General features: G+C 42.6%; 25 protein-coding genes and 1 tRNA gene. 1 reads left to right on the top strand and 25 read right to left on the bottom strand.

Going from position 1 to position 26587, the window contains the following annotated elements; all coding sequences use genetic code 11:
• Positions 1-98: 98 nt before the first annotated feature.
• Positions 99-2549, bottom strand: coding sequence for a stage II sporulation protein E (spoIIE, locus tag BM195_RS15485; protein ID WP_090240597.1), 2451 nt, complete (start codon positions 2547-2549; stop codon positions 99-101).
• A gap of 484 nt (positions 2550-3033) precedes the next feature.
• Between spoIIE and BM195_RS15480 the strand changes: the two genes are divergently transcribed.
• A tRNA-Met gene (locus BM195_RS15480) sits at positions 3034-3107 on the top strand.
• Between the two features lie 376 nt (positions 3108-3483).
• On the opposite strand, the gene BM195_RS15475 is transcribed toward BM195_RS15480, so the two are convergent.
• From BM195_RS15475 to BM195_RS15360, 24 genes are all read right to left on the bottom strand, one after another.
• Entirely contained in the window at positions 3484-3864 is a 381-nt protein-coding gene (locus tag BM195_RS15475) for a S1 domain-containing RNA-binding protein (RefSeq protein WP_090240591.1), read from the bottom strand.
• Between the two features lie 73 nt (positions 3865-3937).
• Positions 3938-4318, bottom strand: coding sequence for an FtsB family cell division protein (locus BM195_RS15470; protein ID WP_090240588.1), 381 nt, complete (start codon positions 4316-4318; stop codon positions 3938-3940).
• Positions 4319-4325: 7 nt separating this feature from the next.
• Positions 4326-4925 carry a spore cortex biosynthesis protein YabQ gene (gene yabQ / locus BM195_RS15465; RefSeq protein ID WP_090240585.1) on the bottom strand — a complete coding sequence of 200 codons (600 nt, stop codon included), beginning with the start codon at positions 4923-4925 and terminating at the stop codon, positions 4326-4328.
• Positions 4922-5221 carry a sporulation protein YabP gene (yabP, locus tag BM195_RS15460; RefSeq protein WP_090240583.1) on the bottom strand — a complete coding sequence of 100 codons (300 nt, stop codon included), beginning with the start codon at positions 5219-5221 and terminating at the stop codon, positions 4922-4924. Before yabP ends, yabQ begins: the two co-directional genes overlap by 4 nt.
• Positions 5222-5276: 55 nt before the next feature.
• Positions 5277-5534 carry an RNA-binding S4 domain-containing protein gene (locus tag BM195_RS15455; RefSeq protein WP_090240581.1) on the bottom strand — a complete coding sequence of 86 codons (258 nt, stop codon included), beginning with the start codon at positions 5532-5534 and terminating at the stop codon, positions 5277-5279.
• 5 nt (positions 5535-5539) lie between these two features.
• On the bottom strand, positions 5540-6991 hold the full coding sequence (gene yabN, locus BM195_RS15450) for a bifunctional methyltransferase/pyrophosphohydrolase YabN (protein WP_090240580.1): 1452 nt from the start codon (positions 6989-6991) through the stop codon (positions 5540-5542).
• Positions 6991-8571 carry a putative polysaccharide biosynthesis protein gene (locus tag BM195_RS15445; protein WP_090240577.1) on the bottom strand — a complete coding sequence of 527 codons (1581 nt, stop codon included), beginning with the start codon at positions 8569-8571 and terminating at the stop codon, positions 6991-6993. Before BM195_RS15445 ends, yabN begins: the two co-directional genes overlap by 1 nt.
• Positions 8572-9619: 1048 nt before the next feature.
• The gene (gene spoVT, locus BM195_RS15440) at positions 9620-10156 is read right to left on the bottom strand and encodes a stage V sporulation protein T (protein ID WP_090240574.1); all 537 of its coding nucleotides are present in this window, start codon (positions 10154-10156) and stop codon (positions 9620-9622) included.
• A 234-nt stretch (positions 10157-10390) separates the two neighbouring features.
• A complete protein-coding gene (gene mfd / locus BM195_RS15435) occupies positions 10391-13915 on the bottom strand; it encodes a transcription-repair coupling factor (protein WP_090240571.1) in 3525 nt (1174 codons plus the stop codon).
• 87 nt (positions 13916-14002) lie between these two features.
• Positions 14003-14233: an anti-sigma-F factor Fin gene (fin, locus tag BM195_RS15430; protein WP_090240568.1), complete on the bottom strand. Its 231-nt coding sequence runs from the start codon at positions 14231-14233 to the stop codon at positions 14003-14005.
• Positions 14234-14307: 74 nt separating this feature from the next.
• The gene (gene pth, locus BM195_RS15425) at positions 14308-14868 is read right to left on the bottom strand and encodes an aminoacyl-tRNA hydrolase (RefSeq protein ID WP_090240566.1); all 561 of its coding nucleotides are present in this window, start codon (positions 14866-14868) and stop codon (positions 14308-14310) included.
• Between the two features lie 132 nt (positions 14869-15000).
• Positions 15001-15636, bottom strand: a complete 636-nt coding sequence (locus BM195_RS15420) for a 50S ribosomal protein L25/general stress protein Ctc (RefSeq protein WP_090240563.1) — start codon at positions 15634-15636, stop codon at positions 15001-15003.
• Between the two features lie 135 nt (positions 15637-15771).
• Positions 15772-16725: a ribose-phosphate diphosphokinase gene (locus BM195_RS15415; protein ID WP_090240560.1), complete on the bottom strand. Its 954-nt coding sequence runs from the start codon at positions 16723-16725 to the stop codon at positions 15772-15774.
• Positions 16726-16740: 15 nt separating this feature from the next.
• Complete coding sequence (glmU, locus tag BM195_RS15410) at positions 16741-18120, bottom strand: bifunctional UDP-N-acetylglucosamine diphosphorylase/glucosamine-1-phosphate N-acetyltransferase GlmU (RefSeq protein ID WP_090240557.1); 1380 nt, start codon at positions 18118-18120, stop codon at positions 16741-16743.
• A 221-nt stretch (positions 18121-18341) separates the two neighbouring features.
• Positions 18342-18632 (bottom strand): septation regulator SpoVG, encoded by a 291-nt coding sequence (spoVG, locus tag BM195_RS15405; protein ID WP_090240554.1) that lies wholly within the window; start codon positions 18630-18632, stop codon positions 18342-18344.
• A gap of 192 nt (positions 18633-18824) precedes the next feature.
• Positions 18825-19643, bottom strand: coding sequence for a pur operon repressor (gene purR / locus BM195_RS15400; RefSeq protein ID WP_090240551.1), 819 nt, complete (start codon positions 19641-19643; stop codon positions 18825-18827).
• Positions 19644-19712: 69 nt separating this feature from the next.
• Positions 19713-20570, bottom strand: a complete 858-nt coding sequence (gene ispE, locus BM195_RS15395) for a 4-(cytidine 5'-diphospho)-2-C-methyl-D-erythritol kinase (RefSeq protein WP_090240549.1) — start codon at positions 20568-20570, stop codon at positions 19713-19715.
• Positions 20571-20781: 211 nt separating this feature from the next.
• Positions 20782-20949 (bottom strand): small, acid-soluble spore protein, alpha/beta type, encoded by a 168-nt coding sequence (locus BM195_RS15390; protein WP_090240547.1) that lies wholly within the window; start codon positions 20947-20949, stop codon positions 20782-20784.
• A gap of 193 nt (positions 20950-21142) precedes the next feature.
• Positions 21143-21403: a biofilm formation stimulator Veg gene (gene veg, locus BM195_RS15385; protein WP_090240544.1), complete on the bottom strand. Its 261-nt coding sequence runs from the start codon at positions 21401-21403 to the stop codon at positions 21143-21145.
• Between the two features lie 215 nt (positions 21404-21618).
• Positions 21619-22491, bottom strand: a complete 873-nt coding sequence (yabG, locus tag BM195_RS15380) for a sporulation peptidase YabG (RefSeq protein WP_090240541.1) — start codon at positions 22489-22491, stop codon at positions 21619-21621.
• Between the two features lie 194 nt (positions 22492-22685).
• Positions 22686-23567 carry a 16S rRNA (adenine(1518)-N(6)/adenine(1519)-N(6))-dimethyltransferase RsmA gene (rsmA, locus tag BM195_RS15375; protein ID WP_090240538.1) on the bottom strand — a complete coding sequence of 294 codons (882 nt, stop codon included), beginning with the start codon at positions 23565-23567 and terminating at the stop codon, positions 22686-22688.
• A complete protein-coding gene (gene rnmV / locus BM195_RS15370; protein ID WP_090240536.1) occupies positions 23557-24126 on the bottom strand; it encodes a ribonuclease M5 in 570 nt (189 codons plus the stop codon). The genes rsmA and rnmV overlap by 11 nt, the downstream gene beginning before the upstream one ends.
• A gap of 184 nt (positions 24127-24310) precedes the next feature.
• Positions 24311-25516 (bottom strand): resuscitation-promoting factor, encoded by a 1206-nt coding sequence (locus tag BM195_RS15365; RefSeq protein WP_090240533.1) that lies wholly within the window; start codon positions 25514-25516, stop codon positions 24311-24313.
• Positions 25517-25756: 240 nt separating this feature from the next.
• Entirely contained in the window at positions 25757-26533 is a 777-nt protein-coding gene (locus tag BM195_RS15360; protein ID WP_090240530.1) for a TatD family hydrolase, read from the bottom strand.
• Positions 26534-26587: the final 54 nt, after the last annotated feature.

Here is a 26587-nt window from a genome sequence, read left to right as displayed (position 1 = left end):
ACGAAAGCAGCCCGATTAATGCCACTCCTTGCGGCAACACCGAGCTGCTTGTAACCCTTAAAGCATTGTATCTTTTATCAAAACACTTCCAGAAATGTTCACTGTGCCTGATCCGGATATACTGGAATAGATGTCCATTGCGGTGAATTTTTCGTAACCTTGGCCACCACCACCGTCATATCATCTTCAATGGCCCCTGCTCTCGTCCGGACAACTTCCTCCAATAATAAATCAGCCATCTCCTGTGGATCGTTCGTCTTCATATTCCGGATCTTCCGTTTAAGCCATATATCTGTATTTTCAACATGTTTCGGGCCGTCCAGAATACCATCACTCATCATGATTAGAATATCCCCCGATTTCAATTGTTCTCCGACGATATCAACATCAAATTCCTGAATAATGCCCATTGGCAAATTACTTGCTTCTACGTTTATGATCTCGTCACCTCTCTTTATCAGACTCGGTGTAGAACCAATTTTCAAAAATCTGACAAACGCATTATGCAGATTGATCACCGCAAGATCCAATGTTGCATACATTTCATCCGTTGTTCTTAATGACAAAATGGAATTAATTGATTTGATGGCAACACTTTCCGGAATTCCAGTCTGCAAAATCTGCTGCAGCAACCGTAATGTCTCTTCACTTTCCTCGTTTGCCCGCCGGCCGTTTCCCATTCCATCACTGATCGCCATCGCGTATTTGCCTTCCCCAAGTTCAATCGTCCGATAGCTGTCGCCTGATACTAGACCGCCACCTTTTGCTGCATTGGCAATCCCCGCGTCAACAACATATTCTTTTGCAGACCCAAATAACAATTGACAATAGCCATTCGGAAATGGCGATACCTCTTCTTTTTTTACAATAATCATTTCATTTAAAATATCAGATAAAACCGGAGCAATCAGCTTTGAACCTTCCCCGCGGTAATCATAAAAGGACAGTGTCATCTCAATATCGACATTCCCTTTTTCAAGCCGGTAAATGTCCAGTTTTTCCAGAACAATTCCCATATTTTTTAGTGTGTTCATGATTTGCATTTCCTGCTTTTCATGATGCTGGCGTTCCTTGAGAATTTCATTTGCGAAATCATCCATAACCTCAGAAACACCCTGTAATTGATCGGCAACAAAGCGTTTGCTTTCCATTACCTGCTTCTTCAGCTTTTTATTGGCCTCAAAAAACGAAATTTCGTCTTTCATCGTATCCAAAACTTTTTTTGATTTGACACAATGATTTTCAAAGTCGCGCACTGATTTTCGATTCGGCTCCTTCCCCTCGGCAAGATCATCCTTTAAATTCTCCATTAATGAATATGTTTTATCAAATTGCTGCTGCCAGCACCGCTCTTTCATAAAACAGGACTGGCACGTTCTTTCGGTCACCTGACTTAGAAAATAATCTGTCTCGCGTCTCGCACTCACAGTATCTTCTTTCATTTCTTCTGCCGCGGAAAAACTTTTCGACAGCGCTTCAAATACATTGGAAAATTGTTCAACACGTTTGGCCGTTACATTGCGAACTTTTTGCAAGTATTGCTCCTGTTCATGCGTATGTTCTTCGGTTCCCGGAATGTACCGGGACAATTTTTTAATCCAACTGGACGGTGTCATCAGAAAAAATGCAATCGCAAGCAACGTTTCCATAATGGACGGTATAATGCCCGCTGCATCAGCATAAATCGCAACCAGGAATGTCCCGACCAAAAGTCCAATACTGACACCGATCTTGTTGCCTTCTTTGAGAAGTCCCCCCAACAGGCCGGAAAAAGCAAGCAAACTCATCTGATAAAGATTGGCGACATTGGCAAGTGACAAAATAAGCCCGGCTACAACGCCTACCGTTGACCCGATCGCTGCTCCGCCGACAAATGCAAGCAGTAAAACGAAATACCTTGAGAAGACCTGTTCAACCGAAGCATTGTACACTTCCCAGCCGATCGTTCCAGTTAAAATGGATGCAATCAGTATAATCATGCAAACAATTTCTTCATTTTTTAATCCGGGTTTAAAACGTTTTGGTGATAATAATGGAATACTCTGCATAAAGATTAATACCAGGACAGTTCCCAAGACCCCTTCTACCAGGATAAGCATCCATTCATAGGACGACAGCTGACCCCAAATAGAATAGATAAACAGTCTGGGTGCTACTGTTGAAAAGAATACAAAAAGCGGTATCAGCACTTGCTGCTTTTGGACATGTTTAAAGATACCGCCCAGAATAACAAATGAAATCATCGCTAATGCAATAAAGATCCCGTGTGTAAGAGAAAAACTCAATGCCCCAGCCAAAACAGCAAGCATCACTTTTACAGCTTTCTCCCTATGTATTAACCAGACCGCAGCTAAAAAAGCAATCGCAAATGGAGAAACAACCGATAGGATGACTGCTCGTCCTAGCAAAAAACCGACAAGAAAAAATAGCCATCCTTTGTCAAATAGTAATGTTTTCATCTGTGCGGAAAACTTCATGCGGAGTTTTTCCAACAGCCCCTGACTTACACCCAGCGCTTTGGAATCCACTCCCGAAACCGTATTCATCATTCAATACCACTCCCTCTTGCCAAATATTAAAACACATGATGTATTCTTTTTTTGTCAAAACAACAGGGTAAATCCAAAAAATCGTTCGACTGGTTTCTGAGTGGACAAGCGATTTTCTACAATTGACTTCACATTATGTTTAGTGATGTCATCTTTTTGTGGAGGAACAACTGTTGAAAAATGCTGCTTTCTAAATGTTTGAGACCAAAAACATTTTAGAAAAACTGAGCAGTCTGGATACACGTAGACCCCTGCGGAAGCATGGCTAAAGTGAACCCCCATAGCGGACATTAAGGAACAAAGGCTGACAACGTCTCCCGTTGACCAACATCGTGTTCGCCCGAGCTCACGGGTCACCCAAAGGTGCGCGAACTGTATTCAGGCTGCGGGTGAAATAACAACAATCTTTAAAAAAAGGGCCCTGAAAAATAATCGTTGACACATCTTTATTGCTGTTGTATTATATTCCTTGTGACTGAAAATCGGCGGTGTAGCTCAGCTGGCGAGAGCGTACGGTTCATACCCGTGAGGTCGGGGGTTCGATCCCCTCCGCCGCCATTTAAGCAACAAAGGAAATCGGCTATTTCGCCGATTTCCTTTGTTATATCTGATAGTTTTATTAAAAGTGTTGTTATGAAAAAATGGCTGATACACGAATCCGCTGCAGGCAGGATATGCTCGTCGCATTTGCAAGCTATTCGGTGAGGCATACGCTCCTCGCAATTCGCATCTTACTCGGAGGACGTTTCGCTCGTCACTTTCCGCGGGTGACGCTTCAGCCTCTTCCTGAGAGCACGTGTATGTCAACGGTGTGTTCATAGCACCAGGACTTCATTAAAAAAGTCAATACAAAAGCAGGTGCCACGTTGAGACATGGCACCTGCTTTTTCATTTATGGTGAATTTATTATCAATTGTTCATAGACAGCAAACTGCTATCCTCTTTTAGCACCTCGACCTCCGCGTTTGGATTCCGTGTGCTTTTTCAAAGAGGCTAACCGGTCTTCCGAATCTTTAAGAAATTTGTTCATTTTCGATTCAAACGATTCTGTACGCTGACGATTCCGCTGACGTGGCGGTCTGTCTTTCGCTTTTTTGATGGACAGTCCAATCTTACCATCCTTTTCGACATTAAGCACTTTGACCGTTACCTCGTCACCGACGCTCAAATGTTCGTTAATGTCTTTCACATAATTATCAGCAACCTCACTAATATGGACAAGACCTGTTTTTCCTTCCTCAATTTCGACAAAGGCCCCAAAATTAGTGATACCGGTTACCTTTCCCTGCAGCTTGCTGCCTACTTCGATTGACATAAAAAAAGTGCTCCTCCTTAGATTTTTGAAAAGTATACTTCCTATATATTATAGCCAGTCTTGTAAAAGTGTGTCAATAAGAGGGGTCCTCATCAGGGATTTTAAAAATTAATTCGCCTTCTTTTGAGAAAAAGTAATTCGTTCGAGCAATATCCAATACATATTCCTCATTATTCAACAGTTTAATCTCTTCCTTTAAATTCTGTTCCTCTTTTTCAAGTGTGGCCATCTCGCTCTGCAGTTGTTCATATTGCTCTTCTTTTTCCTCATGAAGTGCACGCTGGTTTATATGGTAGGTCACCAGACTGCCAAAAGCTATTGCAGCCACAATTGAAAATAAAACAAGGCGGCGCACCAAACGCTGTTTTTTTCTTTTTTGTCTCTCTATGTAGGCATCATACTGCTGCATATAATTCGAATCTAATCTTGTAACGTTTTTTTTCTTTAAAGGCACTGGGCGTCTACCTCCTCTTAGACATCCAATCATTAATCCATTTCTTACATGTATTCTCTATTGTACTATAAAATCCTGCAATTTTGTGTAAATTCCTTTGAATATTTTGAGGAAGCATACGAAAAATCAGTCGAAGCAGCCAAAATACCGGGACAAAAACAATTTTAAAGCTGTACCGAAGCAGGTTCCACAGTGTATTTGCTGTAAACATTATGATGGTCATCAACAATTGAATGATAAACTTTATCGGCGTAACAATCGTAACCCTGACCATATTTTGCAGGAACCGGTAAACCTTGACCATCATTCTGATCAAGTATTCCAGCATACGTTTATACAGGTTAGCAGCTAAAACCTGGTACATGGAAAAACCCAGTAAAATGGCGATAAACACGTAGAAGCGCAACTCACCGCTATTTGCCAGGAACAACACATAATATAAGAGCATTGTCTGGGTCATCCAAAAGCTAATTTCCATGAAGTATTTCAGAAATACCCGCTGCTTCCAATAGATGGAGAGACGCCGGAATGTATCTAAGGCCATCCCCAAATAAAATCCGCCGGTGATCATGGAAATCATTGTGATGAATTGGACATTCAACGTCATTTGAAGAGCTTGCTAAAGAATCCTTTAGCTTTCTCCTGGTGATGTTCATCGACATAGGAAAGCTCGTACACTTTGCCTTTGATTGTAACCAGACCTTCACCTACATCCAGGTTTTTTAACTGTAAATTTTGCCCGCGGATAATTAAATAGCCCATGACCGTCTCCAGCAAAAACGCTTCATTGTCAAAACTGTCTACTTCTTTTACACCGGTTATCTCCAGATTTTTTCGGTTATTTACTTTTACGGTATGGTCCTGCTGCGAGCGTTTAACGGGATCTTGCTCATAATAATTCATACACTTCGCCCTCCTTATCACTATTACTTTATGATAGAAGGGACAAGTATAGAACCTAATTCACTTTCTCTTCACTGATCACTTTATATAAGTTTTGCGCTTCATCTTTCTTCACCGCTTCTTTTAATGCGATCACTTCAATCGTCACAATTTTCTGGCCAAATCTGATCACCAGTTCATCACCAATGGATAATACGGTTGAAGCTTTCGCCGGGTTTCCATTAATAGTGATCCGTCCCTGACCGGCCACTTCTTTCGCTAGAGTCCTTCGTTTAATGAGTCTTGAATTTTTCAGGAATTTATCCAGACGCAATTCTATCACTCTCTTCTTTTAGCTTGATTCCAATAATCATCCATTTGTTCAAGGGAAGTTTGTCTGATGTCTTTCCCCTGTTTCTGCAATTGTTTTTCAATGTAAGAAAACCTGGAAATGAATTTCTGATTCGTCTGATTCAGAGCGAGTTCCGGATTTACCTTATAATACCGTGATATGTTAGCCAGTACAAATAATACATCGCCAAGTTCTTTTTCAATTTCAGGCTGTTCTCCGTTGTCAACCGCTTCATGTACTTCTTCCATCTCTTCCTGGAGTTTGTTCCATATATCATGGACATCCTCCCAGCCGAACCCGACTTTGGCTGCCTGCTTCTGCAGTTTAAAGGCCTTTGCCAACCCCGGCAGTCCAGCAGGTATTCCATCTAATACAGATTCTCGCTGATCACCCTTTTCTTCCTGTTTCAATTCATCCCACGTCGCGTAAACAGTATCTACAGAATCGGCTGATCGGTCGGCAAAAACATGCGGGTGCCGATGAACCATTTTATCCGTAATCGAACGAATGACATCTTCAACGGTAAAATAACCATTATCCTCGCCAATCTGACTATGGAGCATCACCTGAAGCAGTATGTCGCCCAGTTCTTCCACAATACCGTCATCATCTTGTTCGTCAATAGCTTCAATCAGTTCATAAATTTCTTCAATGGCATATTCCCTTAATGTTTCATTGGTTTGGGCACGATCCCATGGACAGCCATCAGGTCCTCTTAAGGTCGCAATCACTTCACGCAGCCGTGTAAATGTATGGTGGAGCATATCATCACGGACAGGAGGAATATAAACGGAGATCAGATTATGAACATCCGGAAAAACATGGTCCAATTCCTCCAGATGGACATCGATGATTTTTTCCTGTTCACCGCCGGCCGCCTCTACGATTTTTACAGGATAATCCGGCGGCAAGTCCTCCAGTAAAGCAAGTTTCACATTTGACGCGATCAGCCGATCATATACCTGACTGAAAATAATGTGGTGGCGATAATCAATCTGATTGCGGTCAAAGTCAAGCCCGTCGACAAATTGAAACCCGTCAATCGGATCCATTTTAAGTGATGTGAACAAGGCATCAAGATAGCTTTGTCCGCCAGCGATCTCAACCGGAACATCCGCCTGATCCAATAACAGCTGCACGGTCTTTTCAGCAAGCATCGGATGGCCTGGTACAGCATATACGACTGTCTGTTTCTCTGCTTTTTCCAGCAGTGTATCGGTAATATGCTGATACACATCCTCAAACCGTTTCTTCGCTTCATATATTTGATCAAATGCTGTGAAAGATATGCCTTCCTTCTTTAACTGTTTTACGACCGGATGATCAGCCGTACGAACGTATAAGGCAGTACCATGATTGATTAATTTCTTATAAATGCCAAGTGATAATTGATCCAAATCCCCGGCACCGAGCCCGATAACTTCGATTGAATTGCTCATTATCCTTCCCTCTCTTTATGTATTCGAATCAAAGCCCCAGCAAATGGAAGCATGGATAGCTCTTTTTCGGTAAAAGCTTTCAGCCTTAACAGCAGCACTAAATAAATAAATGCTCCACCGACCGTCAAGAACATAACATAGAAAAACAAACCGGATCTTGATGCGACAGGCCCAACCAAGTGATCCATACCCCATAAAAAGACGATCATTACTGTTATAGCAATGATAAGAGCAGACCCGTTCACATGCTTTTTCATATGATAATCAGGCAGCTTCTGTTTTAATCCGGCAACCATCAATACAGTAAAAACAGTTAAACTGAGCACAGTCGCTAAAGCTCCCCCAGTAATCCCAAATAATGGAACCAGCAATTGATTACTAATCCACTTCAGGAAAAAAGCAATCACGACAAATCCGGCTGTCCGTTTCATATAACCAAGCCCCTGAAGGATAGAGGCGGCTGTTATACCGATGGAACTGAGGAAAATAGCGATAGCCAGTATTCTTAAGGTGTTTGTCCCATCATCACTTTGAAAGAGCAATCGATTGGTTTCCGGAAAAATCATGATCAGTCCGACTGTCGCACCAACTGCCAAATAAAAACTGATCAGCATGGCACTATAGATAGAATGATAAAGCGTCTGGGCATCGTACTTCAACTTTTCACCCGATATCGCCGGCATTAAAGCTAGTGCAAATGATGATCCCAAAACGGTTCCGAGCTGGATAAGCGGCTGTCCGCGGTCAAAGACTCCTTTTGCCTTCATTGCCTCATCCCTGGAAAGTCCATGTTCCTGTAAGGCCGGGATGAGTGTGAACGTATCGGCAAATTGAATCATAATCAGCACCATATGAATGAAAGCCGCCGCTCCCCCTAATACAAGCAATGTTTTCACATAGTAGTGCCAGGGAATTGTAAATCGCTGTTTTTCTGCCGGCTTGTACCGAATAAAGAAAAACAGGAGGATAACAATTGCGGTCAGTATGCCTGTGAACGATGCGATCACTGCAGCTTGCCCAACGGTATATATTTTTTCCGATTGCGTATAAATCCAAACCGCAGCGGCAATAATCAGCATCACGCGCGTAAATTGCTCGCCAATTTGTGAATAAGCTGTCGGCTGCATGAGCTGCATCCCCTGAAACACTCCGCGCATTAAGGCAGAAAAAGGAATAAGCAAAAAGGTAAAGGCAGCCAGTTTATATGTTTGCTTCAAGTTGGGATCGCCTGCCCATACAGCTATTTCCTCTGCGTTAAAAAATAAAAACAGAAAAGCACCTCCAGCCAGGGAACTGAGCAGCAGAAACAATGGCATGTAAAAACACCTTAGCGAAAGGCTTTTACCCTGTGCTTTTAATTCGGCTGTCATTTTGGATATAGCTGAAGGAAAACCATATAAAGCTAAAATCGCGGTGATACCCAGAAATGGATATACCTGCTGATAAACATAAAATCCCAGATCCCCTGTCAAATTTTGCAGCGGAATCCGGTAACCTGCACTTAACAGCTTGCTGATCACTCCCGCTAATGTCAGCAATAAAGCACCTTTCACCAGTCTGTTATGCTCGTTTCCGTCCATCCTAAACGCCTTTCTTAGAAACTCAGGATCAGCCTCGTTTTTCCAGAGGTCTGATACGGAAGTAATCGGTGAATCAGCCGATTACTCATAAAACCCCGATTCTAATAATAAGAATATATCCCATTATAGCATAGGTGCAGTATTTCCATGAAATTCCCATTCCCTGTTATAACTACACTAATCCCGGAAACGAAAAAAGAGATTGGGACATAATTAAAACTTTCCACGCTAAAGACGAACGACTACAGGGCAGGAAGTGCTGCATTTGACTTTTCAACAGTCACATCCTTATTCATCGTTGATAACGACTGCGAAAGCGTGACAATTTGTCGGGGTGCAGCCTTCCTTCCATTCTTATTTTAGTGATTGCTATCATTCGCTCCGGCAGCATACTGCGCTTTCCATCGGCACGGCCTCAGCCTCCTCGGAAAGCAAAGACCTCTTCCTGCGGGGTCTTCGGCTCGTGCTGTTCCCATAATAGGAGTCTCCGTATGCTGCCTCCGCTCATGTTGGGGTGCTGATTGTTGGAAGAAAAGGACTGATGGAACGATATTCATTGAACTTGCTGTCACCTGATGAGAACACGATTCTAAGCTGCGGAAAAATGCGACACGCCTGAGGGAACAGCGCGAGGCAAAGTTACCTGAGGCCGTGCCCCCGGAAAGGGTGATTTTTCCGCAGCGACCATCATGCACTCACCAACAAAAGCATGGAAGCAAGCAAATCTAAGACCAAGTAATTTCTCAGTTTGATGGATCATGCGCAACAAATGTTCAACAATACCTCAAAAGATACATCCGAACTGCTCCCATCATAGTGGAATCATCGTTCGGATGTATCTTTGGCTAATATCCTTTTGTCTCAGCCTCTTTTTTGCTTGAATATCAGAAAGTACCAATCATGGCCGGGCCGATTTTATGGCTGTCGCCTTGTCTTTTCAGCAGTTACGAATCAGATAACGGAAATCGGCGAATAGCCTATTTAATGGTGCGAATGCCGATTTTTTCCAAAGCTGCGGTTTTAATCATAAGAAGACCTTGCAGATTGATCATTCCATTTGCTTAGCCAAAAAGCCTGAAGCAGTCTGGATTGCTTTTTGTTCCACATTGCTCAGTTTATCGCCTTCTTTGGAAAACAGCATGACACAACCAATCGGGTCACCGTTGGCAATAATCGGACTGATGCAATAAGAATCAAGCTGCTCCTCCTGCCCCTTGACCAGCTCAACTGTCGATGTTTCCGTTTCATAAGTCATGGTACGGTCTTCCATCGTCTTTTCCGGCTGTGAACCGATACTTTTATTTAAATAATCTTTTTTGGACTCGCCAGCCACAGCAATAATCTCATCGCGGTCACAAATGAAAACCGGGTAGTTGAGCGAATCAAACAATGCTTCCGCGTACTCTTTAGCAAAAGAGCTCAGCTCATTTATTGGAGAATATTTTTTTAAGATCACTTCGCCTTCCCGGTCAACAAATATTTCTAATGGATCACCTTCACGAATACGTAACGTTCGTCTGATTTCTTTCGGGATAACGACCCTTCCTAAATCATCAATGCGACGTACAATTCCTGTTGCCTTCATCTGTATGGAGCCTCACTTTCTGAGATGATTGTATCTGGTGTATGTATTTTCAGTGGTTTCCTCCATGAGAAAAAAACACCAGTTGTGAGTTTAGTATGAATCATCCTGAAAGAACTATACATGATTGAAAAAACTCGGCAAGCCTTTCGTTTTTGCAGAAGCCACAGGTTAGAAGCCGGGTTGGGGAGTGAAATTGGCAAATAGCCGATTTCACGATCCTTGCAATCATAAAGATCAGTTATCCCGGTTGACGTCAGCTAACTGGCTGATAAAGTTTTCGAGTATTTCATATCGCTGATGCTTGGTATCACGCGTCCATTTAAACAGTACCTTTAATTTATTGCCTTCTGTTCCAAGCTGTATTTCCCGCCCGAACTGGTTGGCCAGGTCAAATAATTTGGATCCATCGACTTCCTGGCTGCGATTCTCGGTCACAAGTATTTCGATTTTACCCGGCTTTTCGCTGATGGATTCCACTTGCTGCTGCTGTGCCTGCCGTTTCATAGAAGAGACAATGAACAAGTTCGCCACTTCTGCAGGGTAGTCACCAAAACGGTCAATTAATTCATCTTTAAGCTCCCCGATATCATCAGACGAGGAAATCGACTGGAACTGTTTATACATATCAATTTTTTGTTTTTCGTCTTTAATGTAAGATTCCGGGATATAGGCGTCAATTGCCAGCGATAGTTCTGGTTCAAATGTTTCGATTTCATCCAGTTGTTTACCTGATTTACGTGCATCGATGGCATCTTTAAGCATTTGTGAATACATATCAAACCCGACTGAATCAATAAAGCCATGCTGCTGAGCACCGAGCAGATTTCCGGCACCCCTGATGGACAAGTCACGCATGGCAATCTTAAATCCGGATCCGAGTTCAGTAAACTCTTTAATCGCTTCGAGTCTTTTTTCCGCAACTTCGCTCAGCACTTTATCCTGATGATAGGTGAAATAGGCGTAAGCAACCCGATTGGACCGTCCAACCCTTCCTCTTAACTGGTAAAGCTGACTGAGCCCCATCCGGTCTGCCTGATTGACGATTAATGTATTGACATTCGGAATATCAACACCTGTTTCAATAATGGTCGTGCTGACCAGAACATCATACTCACCTTCCAAAAAGGCAAAAATGATATTTTCCAGTTCCGTCTCATTCATCTGACCATGGGCGACAGCTATTCGGACGTCATCAACGAGCATACCAAGATCACGTGCCATTTTATCAATATTTTCCACCTGGTTATGGAGGAAAAACACTTGGCCTCCACGTGACATTTCACGTTCAATGGCCTCGCGTACAAAAATAGGATTGTATTCCATCACATAGGTCTGGATTGGAAAGCGATTTTCCGGCGGCGTTTCAATCACCGATAAATCACGGACTCCCAGCATCGACATATGCAATGTTCTTGGGATTGGTGTTGCCGTCAATGTGAGAACATCAACATTTGTCTTCAGCTGTTTAATTTTTTCCTTATGTTTGACACCAAACCGCTGCTCTTCATCCACGACCAAGAGCCCCAAATCACGGTAAGTTACATCTTTTGATAATAAACGATGGGTCCCGATCACAATGTCAACCTGTCCTTTTCGAATGCCTTCAATCGTTTCTTTTTGCTGGTTTCTCGTTCGGAACCTGCTCAGCATACTTATCGTAACAGCTTGATCCTGAAACCTTTCCCGGATCGTTTCAAAGTGCTGCTGTGCCAGAATAGTAGTCGGTACCAGTATGGCGACTTGTTTTCCGTCTGCCACTGCTTTAAAAGCAGCACGGATGGCTACTTCTGTCTTCCCATACCCAACATCCCCGCAAAGCAGTCGATCCATCGGGCGTTCCCTTTCCATATCTGCTTTGATTTCAGCAATACAACGCAGCTGATCCTCGGTTTCTTCATACTGAAAAGCTGCCTCGAATTCACGCTGCATTTCCGTTTCTTCACTGAATGCATACCCTTTTCTGGCTTCACGCTCAGCGTACAATTTAATCAGATCATCCGCAATGTCCTCTACATTGGATTGTACTTTCCGTTTAGTTTTGGCCCATTCACTGCCGCCCAATTTGTGCATCTTGGGCTCTTTGCCTTCAGAAGCAACAAATTTCTGGACAAGTTCGATCTGGTCAATGGGGACATACAATTTATCATCACCGGAATATTTGATCAGCATAAAATCCTTATGCAAATCATTCATTTCCAGTGTTTCAATCCCCAAATATTTACCAATTCCATGATGCGCATGAACAACGTAATCGCCAACTTTTAATTCCTGATAATTTTTGATCCGTTCTGCATTGGAAATTTTCTGTTTTTTTCGCGGGCGTTTTGTTTTCTTTTTAAACAATTCATTTTCGGTGATCAATACGAGCTTATGCATAGGGAATTCAATACCATTGCTAATATTGCCCACCGTTATGGTTGGTCGTCTTACGGGCAGCGTCAGCTCATGCGCAACATCCGCTTCTATCTCGTAATCCATGAAGATGGAGTGAATCTTTTCAGCCCGTTTTTCATTCGGTGCCAGAACTACGACCGAAAAATCACCTTTCTCCCAACGTTTTAATTCATTTTTGAACAGATGCATCTGCCCGTGAAATTCCTGCATCGTTCTTGTGGATAAATTTACGATATTTTGCGGATGGGTATTGGGAATATGCCGCAAGAACACGGACATATAGATACGTTGATGGGAGATATTCTCCCACACTGTATTCCAGTCAAATGAAAAATGACTGTTCCGCACCATTTTATTCGCTTCCAGCAGACTGCTGTACCATTCAGCCTCTTCTGCATCAAGACTGGTTGCTGTTTCCTGAATCCTGCTCACTTCATCAAGAATAATTAAGCCGTCAGACGGCAAATAGTCTAGTAAACTAGCGGGATTGCTATAGAGGAAGCCGATATATTTATACATTTCCTGAAAGTGCTCTAAATTTTTCAGACGTTCAATATCATGCTCAATAGCTTCAGCCAATGTTTCTTTTTCTTCCTGGGAATTTACCTTTTGCAACGATTCAGCTAAAGCTTTTTCCAGCCGTTGAGCTGCCGTCAGCCTATCTTCTTCAGTCAGCAGCATTTCAGTGGCAGGACCAATCGTCATGACAGACTGTTTATCCAATGAACGCTGACTGTCTGCATCAAAAAACCGTATAGAATCTATTTCATCATCAAATAATTCGATACGTACCGGATGTGTTTCGGTAACCGGATAAATATCAATAATGCCGCCGCGGCGGCTGAATTCACCTGGTGCCGTAACCATTGAAACGCGTTCATAACCCATATCTATCAAAAATGATAGGTATGTATCCAGATCAATTTTTTCACCGATTTGAAAAATCAACTGGTATTTTCGCCAGTAATCTGTTGGAGGCAGCATCCGTTTTAATGCCGCTGCAGGCGCAATTAATATACCGGATTTCTTTTGTGACCATTCCGTTAAAGCCTCAATCCGCTGACCTCTCAGTTCTGGACTGGCAATGGCAATTTCCGATGCGATCAGCTCATTTACAGGATATAAGTAGACATGTTCTTCTCCTGTAAATGCGGCTAAGTCATCATACAGCTGCTGTGCTTGTGTCAGATGGTGTGTCACAAGCAAAACAGGTCTTTCCAGTGATTCATTTATAATCGATACAAAAAGACTTCTGGCGGATCCCGACAGCCCTGCTATCAGCTGTTCATTCATTCCACCGGAAACACCATTTATAACTGAATCTATATCTTCTTTCGATCGTAAAAAATCGTGAATTCCGTTCATTTTTTCCCACCTGTTTACGTGCAAAAATGCCTTGATTATCATTTCGTCGGTTAGGATAACCAAAGCTTTTTTACTTAATATATTACGTTATTGTATAAAGTAGTCCAATTCATGGTAATGTGGATGGCTGCCAAGTGATGCTTCACAGCTTTCACATATGGATTTGATCTGTATATCACCATTCGGTTCATAGCTAATCATATCACGTTTATCCTCAGATGATAATTGATCCCATCCAAGCATTGACGTATCAACCATTTGCTGATCCAGCTTACCAATCTCCTGTCCGCAATGTCTGCATTTATAGACAATTGGCATAAAACTCCTCCTCGAATAAACATCGGGTATCCTAAAGTTTATCCGAAAAGCCTGATTTTATACTATATGCAGCCTTAACTGTTAAATTCATTCATGACTTCAGCAAACGGCTTTTGCAGCCACGTTTCACATGCGTCAGCACTTTTTTTGATACCAGACTCGACGTCATCCTGCTGTTCGCTGGAAAATGACTGTAACACATAATCGACAACAGGTATGGCAGCAGCCGGTCTTCCTATACCGATTCGCAATCGTTTAAATTCTTTTGTGCCCAAATGATCAATGATTGAACGGATGCCATTATGCCCGCCATGACCTCCCTTTTGCCGTAAACGTATTTTTCCTGCCGGCAGATCGAGGTCATCATAAATGACAAGTACATTTTCAGGAGCAATCTGATAAAAGTCCATTACCGGGCGAACCGATTCACCGGAAAGGTTCATGAATGTCTGTGGCTTCAAAAGGATTACCTTTTCACCATCACTTGTTTCAACAGTTGACCGACCTTTGAATTTATCCTTTTTTAATTTCCAGCGGTGACGACCGGCTAGTTCATCAATAACCATAAAACCGATATTATGACGGGTCTTGCTATATTTTCTCCCTGGATTGCCCAGGCCAACGACACACTTCATTTGACTACTTCCTTTATGGTATTTTTGATAATAGTTGTACTGCGTTTTACGCGTTTTAATACAACCTTACAATGAACCAAAACCCTCCTAATATTTGTGACTAGGAGGGTTTTTATTTAGATGCTTGTCTTTCTATTCGCTTTTCTCTTCATCATCTGAAGAATCCACCAATTCAGGTTCAGCATTTTCATCCGGTGCTTCTTCAATGTCATCCATTGTATCTGGTGGAACAACTGTCGCGATTGTCGTATCTTCTTCTTCAAGAATTTCGTAGCTGTCTGCTTTAGGCAAATCACCAACCGTTATGGTATCTCCAATGCCCAATTGTGCAACATCAACAGTAATCACCTCTGGGATATCAGCCGGTTTTGCCCGAACCTGCAATTCGTATAATGGCTGCTGCAATACACCGCCATCCTTAACACCGACAGGCTCTCCTTCCAAGTTAAGAGATACCGACACATCCATGTCCTCAGCCATGTTGACAATGTAGAAATCAGCATGGATCAGTTCATCTTTCAGCGGATCCATCTGGTATTCATGAAGCATCACATCAACAGGCTTCTCATGCTCAATATCAAGTGAGATGATAGCATTTCTGCCTTCATCGCGTACGGTTTTTACCAATTCAATACTATTGACGGAGATAGCCTTGGATTCTTTATCCTTCCCATAAACAACCGATGGGACATCTCCATTTTCCCTGATCTGTTTTGTTGCAGATTTTGTAAGGTCTTCCCTTTTTGCAGCCTTTAATGTTACAGCCATCCTTATCATCCTCCATTATTTAAAAACTCTGCTATGAGGTTTATTATCATAAATGCTTTTTTACAGTAACATTTCTATTAAAACATACTTTATTCCTTAACACAAAATACAGAACCGAACGTATACGTGCCCTTTTCAGTCAAACAAGAGGCTGACCGATTTCAGTTCATGGACACGTGTGATTGCCTCGCCAATCAGCGGTGCCACCGATAACTCTGTGACCTTATGTCCCCTTTTCTCTTCAGAAAGAGGAATCGAATTGGTAACAACCAATTCCTTAATTTTTGAATCGTTTATTCGCTGGAGCGCTGGTCCTGATAAAACAGGGTGTGTACAGCATGCATAAACTTCCTTGGCACCATTTTCTACCAATGCGTTAGCTGCCAGTGTAATCGTACCTGCTGTGTCGATAATATCATCAATAAGAATCGCTGTCTTCCCTTCAATATTTCCAACGATATTCATAACTTCTGAAACGTTCGGTCGCGGACGGCGTTTATCAATAATTCCAATTGGGGCCTTTAGATAATCTGCCATTTTCCTTGCGCGCGTCACACCACCGTGATCGGGAGAAACAACAATGATATCATCAAAATTCTTCTCTTCAAAATAATTCGCTAAAATGGGCACACCTTGCAAGTGATCGATTGGCACATTAAAGAAGCCCTGGATTTGCGGAGCATGCAAATCAAGTGTAATAACTCGGTCAGCACCAGCTGTTTCCAAGAGGTCGGCTACTAGTTTAGATGTGATCGGTTCCCTTGAACGCGCTTTACGGTCTTGCCGGGCATATCCGTAGTATGGCATCACAATATTGATGGACCTTGCTGAGGCACGTTTCAGAGCATCAATCATAATGAGAAGTTCCATCATGTGTTTATTGACCGGTGAGGAAGTGGATTGAACGACATAGATATCACAGCCGCGTACACTTTCATCAATACTGATCTGAATCTCACCGTCACTAAAAGCGGAAACCGTACATTTTCCCAGTGTGGTTCCAATGTGGTTTGCAATGTCTTCAGCCAATTTCCGATTCGAATTTAACGAGAATACCTTCAACAATGGATCCTTGTAGTCAGATGCCATGAAATAAACCCTCCGTTAGTCCTTTTTTTGATTTCTGATTCTTGATGCATATCCTTCTTTATTCGCTTGTCTTGCACGGGCGATGGATAATGAATCTTCAGGTACATTTTTCGTGATAGTAGAGCCTGCAGCAATATAGGAGCCTTCCCCAACGGTTACCGGTGCGACTAAATTGGAATTGCAGCCAATAAACGCATCGTCTTCAATCGTTGTCAGATACTTATTCTTCCCATCATAATTAACGGTAATCGTCCCGCAGCCGATATTCACATTGCTGCCCACCTCGGCATCCCCAATGTAGCTTAAGTGGGATACTTTGCTTTTATCACCTATCGAGGACTTTTTCACTTCAACAAAATTACCGATTTTCGCTTCATTGCCAATCGATGCTTCCGGCCGTATATGGGCGTACGGACCTGCCTGTACCCGCTCACCTACATGACTGTTCTTGGCAACACTCTGTCTGATAACACTTGCCTTCCCGACAAAACAATTATCAATCTCCGTATGCGGTCCTATTTCAGCATCTGTACGAATGGTCGTCTCGCCTTTTAGGATGGAGCCCGGGTGAATCAACACATCCGGTTCAATAACCACATCCGGACCGATATAAGTATTGTCCGGATCTATCAGTGTTACGCCGTTTCGCATATGCTTATCATTAATGCGTCTTTTCAGCGTCTTTTCGGCATGAGCCAATGCTGCCCGATCGTTGATACCTAATGTTTCCTCAAAGTCAGATGTCTGAAACGCACAGATTTTTTCGGCACGATTTTGAAGAATTTCAATTACATCCGGCAAATAGTATTCACCTTGGGCATTATCATTTGAAACATATTGTAACGCATCGAAAAGTGCTTTGTTATCAAAGCAGTATGTCCCCGTATTGATTTCATCAACTAACAGTTCGCTGTCATTAGCATCCTTCTGCTCAACAATCCGCTTCACTTCATTTTGTTCATCACGAATAACTCTGCCATATCCTGATGGATTCGGGGCTTTTGCAGTTAAAATGGTTGCTTTGGCCCCTTCTTGTTCGTGATAGTCGAAAAGTGCCCGATATGTATCACTTGTAATTAATGGCGTATCGCCGCAAACCACAATCGTTGTACCGTTCTGATTTGTCAGAAGATCTTCCGCCTGCAATACAGCATGACCTGTGCCTAATTGTTCTTCCTGTAAAACCATTTGACTGTCATCACCAATATATTCAGCAACCTTTTCGGCACCATGACCTACGATCGTAACCATTTCATCAAGTTTCACCGGTTTTAATTGTTCGATGACATGCTGCACCATCGGACGGCCTAACACTGGATGAAGTACTTTATATAATTTCGACTTCATTCTAGTTCCTTTTCCTGCAGCTAAAACCACTGCAAAACGTTTCACCATGAAGAATCCTCCATTCCATTTGTCCATTATGAATATATCTTAAAAATAGGTTAATTTCAACAGATTTAATGTTTGGAGGAAGAAGAAAAACCTGGTATGAAAGGTTAGAGTTCAGTTCAATGGAAATCGGCAAATCAGCAGAATGCAGGTGGGGAAGTCATCAAAAAAGACAAAAAAAGAAGGCTAACCTGTTGCAGATTAGACCTCTTGTTGATCGCTATTCAGGATGCACCAGCCTCTTCGTATTTTTCCTCTGTCTCCCCGGCACGATGGTATTCTTCCAATACTGCATCCTGAATCTTACCGCGGGTATTAGAATTGATAGGATGAGCTATATCTCTGAACTCACCATCAGGGGTACGCTTGGAAGGCATAGCCACAAACAACCCATTATTGCCATCGATCACGCGAATATCATGAACGACAAACTCCTCATCCATGGTAATCGAGGCAATTGCTCGCATTCTCCCCTCTGTGTTCACGCGGCGTAATCTAACGTCGGTAACTTCCATGATGTTTCACCACCTTTTCCCTTTTGAACTTATTTACCATAATTCAACAAAAGAATGAGAAATCCTGCCTATTCAACAAAAAAATTTTAGAAAATATTGCCTTCTTAGAAAAAATGGTTACCATCACGTATGTATTCATTTCTCTTACCAGATTACCCGCTTAGACATGAGGGGATTCCCGACAATGTCGCCTTATGAACGATCAGCAACATTTCCGGGATGGACTTCAATCGTTTTTTGTTTCATATCCACATTCGTAATTTTCACCAGCGATGTGTAATTTTCCACCACACGTTCATCTTCCTCATCGTCTGCTTCTGCCAGTACACCGATAGCCTGTACATTTGCATTGAATTCGTTCAATAAACTGATCATTCCGTTGATGGTTCCGCCAGCTTTCATAAAGTCATCGATGATACAAACGTTGGCATTGTCGTGTAAACTCCGTTTGGGCAGAACCATTGTCTGGATTTTCCGTGATGATCCGGAAACATAATTAATACTGACCGATGATCCTTCTGTTACTCTCGGATCACGCCTTACGATGACAACTGGAACATTCAGAACAGAAGCCACTGCATAAGCAAGCGGGATTCCCTTGGTTGCCACAGTCATGATCACATCAATTTCCAAATTCGAAAATGCCGAGGCTAATACACGACCTATTTTGTTGACCATTCTCGGATCACCTAAAATATCACTCATATATAAGTAACCACCGGGCAGGATACGGGCAGGATCCTCCATTGTGGTACAAAGCTCAGCAATAAACCTATTTCCATTTTCCATGGAATATCCGGGGATGAAGCTTACCCCCCCTGAAGCTCCGGGAAGTGTCTGTAAATGCCCGATTCCTTCCTCCTGCATCACCCGATCCACGATTGCCAGGTCTTCACTGACGGAGGATTTCGCCGCACCATATTTATCGCTGAAATACGGTAAAGATGTATGTTCCTTAGGGTTTTCCAAAAAGTAATTGGTTAACGATACTAAACGATCACTTCTTTTCATATGCCACCTCTAATTAATCCCGAATGTTTTAACTAAATATACCATTAATATACGTTTCTAATCAAGGTTTTAGCGGCGATCAAGCAGCTGCACAATATAAACTTCACTGCAAAAACCTTTTAACCCGTTGTAAATTCGTCTGGCTTTGCTGAAATGTCGGGTAAAGCCTGCAACAGTTGGACCGCTCCCGCTCATAACTGCACCGGATGCCCCCGTTTGAAGCATTTTGTCTTTAATCTGTTTTACTTCAGGGTATAAAGGAAACGTCACACTCTCCAATGCATTGCCGATATGATGGCACAATTTCTCAAAGTCCTTTTCCTCCAGGCAGCGAATAACTGCATCTGTAGGCGGGTGGTGAAGTGTTTCCATGTTAACTCTGGGAAAAATATGTCTGGTGGAAATACCGATACTCGGTTTTGCTAGCACAACATAGCAGGAAGGCGGTGAAGCCAGTGTGCGAATTTTCTCGCCATGGCCTGTCCCGAGTGCGGTGGTTCCTGCAATACAAAAAGGAACATCAGATCCGAGAACTGCTCCCAATTCTACCAATTCATCCATCGAAGCACCTGCTGACCACATCCGATTAAGACCGCGCAGTACAGCGGCTGCATCACTGCTTCCACCGCCAAGCCCGGCTGATACGGGAATGTTTTTTTGAATATTTATTCGAACGCCTTGATGGAGTTGATATCTGTTTTTAAAAGCAAGCGCAGCCTTATAGGCGAGATTACGCTCATCATTTGGAACATATTGATTATCAGTGGAAACCTCTATTCTGTTTTCATCAAGCGTATGTAACTCAATTCGATCGGCTAAATCGACAGTTGTCATAATCATTTCCACTTCATGAAATCCATCTTCACGCTTTCCCAAAACATCGAGAGATAAATTAATTTTTGCCGGCGCCCGTTCAAATAAAACCATCTCAATCACCCACTCTAAACGAAAAAGGGATTGTATACATTTTCCGAAATGTAAAACTTACAGCAAATTGTATCATATTGACACGCTCGTAGCGACCTTAAGCGGTAATTTCAGTCTTTCCCTCAATTTTCAGGCTCAGATGCTGACAGGGTGAATTCAGGTTTACGTTCTTATCGCGAAAAAGGGCAAACCCACTTAAGGGTCTGCCCCATTACTTCATGTTTTGCTCGGCCATTTCAATGGCACGTTTCACCATATTTCCGGCATCTTTAGCTCTAATGCCGCCCCAGCCTTCCTGCTGTACTGTGTCGTAAAAACCTAACTCTTTGGCAATTTCCTCTTTCAATTGATCCGACATTGCTCCACCGCGTCTGGCCATGAAAGAAACATCCCCTTTCAATAAAGAGTGCTTACGACACGATTAGTTTATGTATATGGGTCGAGAGTAACACCCGTTATATGTATACAAAAAAGGAAATATTTAATTTCAAAGAATAGGTATGCCGCCGCATATTTTCTCCATTAACATCCTAAACTTAAAATAGGGAAAAACAAAAGCAGCAAACATTGGTTTACTGCTCGGCCATTACTGCTTTTTCATTCTGAAAGCTTAACTCCACTGTCTCGGTTAATACGTCGGCATAGCTGTATGAAACACGTTCGAATGCATTTTCGTCCTGATCCAATTCAACAATAAAAACGGAAGGATATGTTTCCGCCAATATACCGCAGCGTTCAATTGTTTTCCGTCTGCCACCGTTTGCTTTTAAGCGCAGCCGCTCGCCGACATGGCATTCAAGACCTTGCTTAATTTCGATCAATGTTTTAGCCACTATACTCCACCTCACTCAATACAATAATAGCATATGCTTGTATAACAGTCAAATAAAACATTATATTATACCAGCATAGCTTTTTTCATGTCAACAAACAAAATTGGCTTTCTACCTTTATTATTACAATTTGTTAACAAATTATGTATAGTATAGAGGTAAGAAATCGGAGGTCGGAAGTAGATGGAACCAGCTAAATGGTTGCTGATTCCATTTCATTCAGTATCACTGTCTTCCGGAATGTAAGGCATTCCAGTGCGCAAAAGTCCCTTCGTCTCCACTCCGCCCATTCCCTTTTCACCCGTTAGTGTGTTGCGCAATGCATCCCATACACCGACTTTTTCCATAAATGGCGTATAAGCGATTTTCGCCGCAATATAAACCGGATCCAGTGCATGAATGTTAATACGTGAGGGAGAGCTTGCAAAATTCGCTCCAGCCCGGATCAGCGACTCAAAATGAGATTGACACGCACCTGCAAATATGACCAGTTCATCCAAACGCGGGTTTTTTTGCCTGATGACCTGAACCGTTTCTGCAAAGTACTTCGAATGACGATAGGCACGGAGCTCACTTTTTGTTCCTTTATTTCTGGAAAAGGCATCATGACCCGTTATTACGATAATATTCGGCTGAATATTGTCCACGAGGGAACCAATTTCGTGCGGCATTTCCTTTTCATGGACATAGACACCATGTACCTCAAGCCCTACCCGGTTATATAGCTCAGTACATTTTCTGAGATAGGTACGGTCACCATCCACATGCAGCACTTTTGCCGGTAATTGAAATAATCCAACAGTATGCTGATATCCATTGCCTGACTGATAATCGCGCTTTTCTTTCATGAGCTGATAATCCTGCCGAAATAGCCGGTAAGAAAATTCCTCCTGTTCTTTCCCTTTTTGTTTCCGTTTCTTCAAATCCCGTTCCCTGATATACACCAAATCATCCAAAGGGGCATCCGCTGCAAGCCGAATGTCTTCTCCGTGCAATATAGCTGTTTCCCCGGTAATGGATGCAATACGGAATAGCAAATCGTGTTGATATGACTTTCGTGTTACGCGTTCACCTGTTGAAAAGCTCATAAAGCCACCTCACTGCCGCTGTACGGATAAAAAATAATCCTCTACCTATAGACTATGAGGGTACGGGCGTTACTGTGCTTATACCTATAGAAGAAGTCAGTGGTAAGGTGTTCGAGGCCAGACCAGGACAAACGGGGAAAGAACCATTCGAACTAAAAAAAAAGCTACTGCACACGTCTGCAATAGCTGTTTGATTAACATTCAAGCTCGCGAAAAAATGTATTCGCTAACACGGCAAACTCTTCCATCGTCAGGGATTCACCGCGTCTTGCTTCATTAATACCGGCTTTTCGAAGTATGTTTGAAACCGTTTCTTTATCAGCTGACGATTTAAAATGGCTGATCAGGTTATTTCGCAATGTTTTCCGCCGTTGTGCAAAACATGCCTGTACCATATTAAAAAAATAATCTTCATCATCCACCTGAACTGGAGCACTTTCTCTTCTGATTAGTTTTAATACACTGGAATCAACGTTTGGTGGTGGCATGAAGGCACTTTTTGCAACGTTCATGACGACTTCTGCCTGTGTATAATACTGTATGGCTATAGACAGCGAACCGTAACTTTTACGATTTGGCTTTGCGGCCATCCGTTCAGCGACTTCTTTTTGAATCATGACCGTAAAACTGGTCACCGGTAAGTTTGCACGCAACAACTTCATCAAAATGGGTGTTGTGATGTAATACGGGAGGTTTGCAACAACATGAATGGGCTGATCAGGTTTAAAATAAGCTTTTAGCATATCATTTACATCCGCATCCAGAACATCCTGATGAATTACCTGAATATTATCGTATGCTGCCAGCGTGTCATCCAGGATAGGCAATAAGCGCTGATCAATCTCATAGGCTATCACCTTGTCTGCATGAACTGCCAGCTGTTCAGTCAAAGCACCAATCCCGGGACCAATTTCAATAGCACCTGCCCGCTTATCGATACCGGCCTTTTGCATGATGTTATTCAGGATATTGACATCGATGATAAAATTCTGCCCTAAACTTCTTTTGAAAGAAAACCCATGTTTCTCAAGTATTTCTCTTGTCCGTTTAGGTGTGGCAATCCATTTAACATTCATCATTTTCCTCCTGCATGACTTGACTTATGGCATCGTCGAATTGGTCTTTCGTAATTTGGAACATGTTGAGACGTTTCAGCAACTGTTTACCGTTTGCATGCCCGATTTGCAGCAATTCGCCGAGACGATCCCGTTTGGCACTTGCCTTTGAACCGCCGATCAGACCCGCAGCAATCAGGTCTTCCTTGGTGATCTCAGCATATTCATCTTCAGATAACGAATAAACGCCTTGAAGCGCATCCCGAATCGCCTTAATCGATGCATGTTCAATGCCAAGACTTTTATGATCAGGATTTTTAGCACGGGCAGCATCACGTGGCAAAAATGCATGCTTGCAGCCGGGGACTGCCTGATTGATCATATGACGGATACGATTCCCAGGATAATCCGGATCGGTAAAGATAATGACACCGCGTTTAGCTTGTGCGTGCCTAATCTGTTTTATGACGGTATCATTGACTGCAGATCCATTTGTCTCGATGGTATCTGCATCAACGGCCTGACGAATTTTGGCTGTGTCGTCGCGTCCTTCCACAACGATAACTTCTTTAATTTTCATACGCATTTCCTCATCTCATAAAGTGAAACTTCATTCTGTGGGGGCTTTTCCCCACTGAATGTTAGTTGAACAGAATCGGGGATTTAGGCAGTTAGCCGCCGTTTTTGGGCAGGTTACTGACCATTATATGCGGGAATTAAAATACTCCTGCCACTATCCCATGGCAGGAGTATTATATCATATTTTAATCAAGAACTTTGACCTTGACTGTTTTCCGTCCAAAACTCTCGGCTTCACTTTTTGATTTAAAATGAAGATCGATACGGTTTCCGCCTATATGCCCGCCGGTATCCCCAGCAATAGCATTTCCATATCCTTCAACCCATACTTTCGTGCCTAACGGAATGACATTGGGATCGACCGAAACTACTTTCGGATTTTCTTTTAAATTGATGCCTGTAGCGGTATATCCGCTGCCATCGCAGCCAAGACAGTCAGCGCTGTAAGCAGTCGCATTCATGTACAGGACTTTTTCGCTTTCAGTATCGTTGTTATTGCTTTCATTTGATAACGTTTGAAGGTTCTGTTCTTTTTCTTTCGTACCGATTGCCACAATACGTTTCTTGCTTTCCTGTTTCACTTCTTCTTCAATCAGCTCGCGGCTGACTTCTTCCCCATTTTCTTTCTTTATTTCAAACGTTTTGATAAGTACCCCTTCCTGGCCTTCAGCAATTACTTTTTCTTTTCCTTTTTCCAGGTTGTCATCTTTACGTTCCTCGACTTGATAGTCAATCGTTTCCTTTACTTCGTCCGTTACCTTGTCAACACGCGTAATGGTGATCGGAGTATCTTTGTTAACTTCTTTTTCCTCTCCCGGCTTTAATTTGTCTGAATCATCCCAGGAGAAATCGTTTGCTTTCAGGATATCTGCAACCTTTCCTCCGGTCGTCCAGACATCTGTCTCTTCACCACCATCATTAATGGTTACCTCAAAAGCCTTATCAATCGTATAGGTCATACTGCCCTCAATGGAAGCATCTTTTTCATGTGATGTGTCATCATGCTCTGAAACACTGATACCCGCTTCGGTTAGAAATTCCTCAATCGTATCCGCAGTTGTATAGTGATCGGCCTTTTCGCCATCTATCACAACGGTAATTTGATTAGCTGCCTCGTATGTAATATGCATACCATCTTTTATTTCTTCATCTATGTCATGTGATAATTCATCGTGTTCGGAGTAGGTGATCTCTAACTCAGCAAGCAGTTCTTTGACAGTTTCTGCGTGTGTCTGAATGGTTTGCTCTTCTCCATTCTTGTTCATAACGACTTCTGCTTTGGTTGTCTCAGCAATCATAAATCCCGATAAAACAATGAGTGCCAGTAAACCAACTGCGGACAGAACCCACTGCCAGGCTGACTTCGGCAAAAGATTTGTGAAAATTTTCATCTCTTTTTGCCTCCTTTCACCGCGACTCTGATTATAGTAACAGCTCTATGCAATTACAACGAAAATTCGTTTACGGTTCATTTACAATTGGATTACAAGTAGTAACGATCGTATGACAAACCCTCTCTCCCCTGATATGCCAGCGTTTCAAGTATTAAAAAATGAGACCGGTCATGTTACCAGTCTCATCATCATCGTCTTTATTTGCGTTACCGTATTACCGAAGATGAATGACATATTTCACGCCTTTTCATCGATTTTAAAGAAAGTAAAAGCATTTTCTGTCGTAACCCGACTAAGCTCCTCGAATGATATACCACGCAGTTCCGCAATTTTTTCAGCAACCAGTTTGACATATGCCGGCTCGTTGCGTTTTCCCCGATTTGGGTGTGGTGCCAGAAATGGCGCGTCGGTTTCAACCAGCAGCCGGTCAAGCGGTACTTCAACCGCTGCATCTTTTGGCATGGTGGCGTTTTTGAACGTAACCGGCCCACCGAGTGAAATATAGAAGTTCATATCCAAAAATGTCTGCACATATTCGGCTGAATCATTGTAGCAATGCATGATGCCACCGACTTCTTTGGCATCCTCTTCCTGTAATACGTTCATAATATCTTCCGTTGCTTCCCTGTTATGGATGATAATCGGCATATTGACTTTTTTAGCCAAGGCGATTTGCTTGCGGAATACTTCCTTCTGTACATCTTTTGGGGACTTGTCCCAATGATAGTCCAAGCCCATTTCGCCAATCGCCACGACTCTTGGATGATTTGTGAGCTCCTCAATCCAGGCCAAGTCATCGTCTGTCATATCCACAGCATCAACCGGATGCCAGCCAACTGCCGCATAAATGGTATCATGTTGTTCGGCAATTTCAATCGCAAGCGGAATCGTTTTACGATCAAAACCGATAACGACCATATAGTTTATACCGGTATCAAATGCGCGCTGAATAGTCTCCTCCCGATCCTCCAGAAATTGATCGGCATTTAAATGCACGTGTGTATCAAATAACATAGTGTCACTCCTTATCAGAAAAACTTAGCAACCTCGTTTTTCAGAGGCCGAATG

Origin of the sequence: Lentibacillus halodurans (genome assembly GCF_900112045.1) — a bacterium.
GTDB classification, from domain to species: Bacteria; Bacillota; Bacilli; order Bacillales; family Amphibacillaceae; genus Lentibacillus; species Lentibacillus halodurans.
This window is presented reverse-complemented; position numbering and strand designations above follow the sequence as displayed.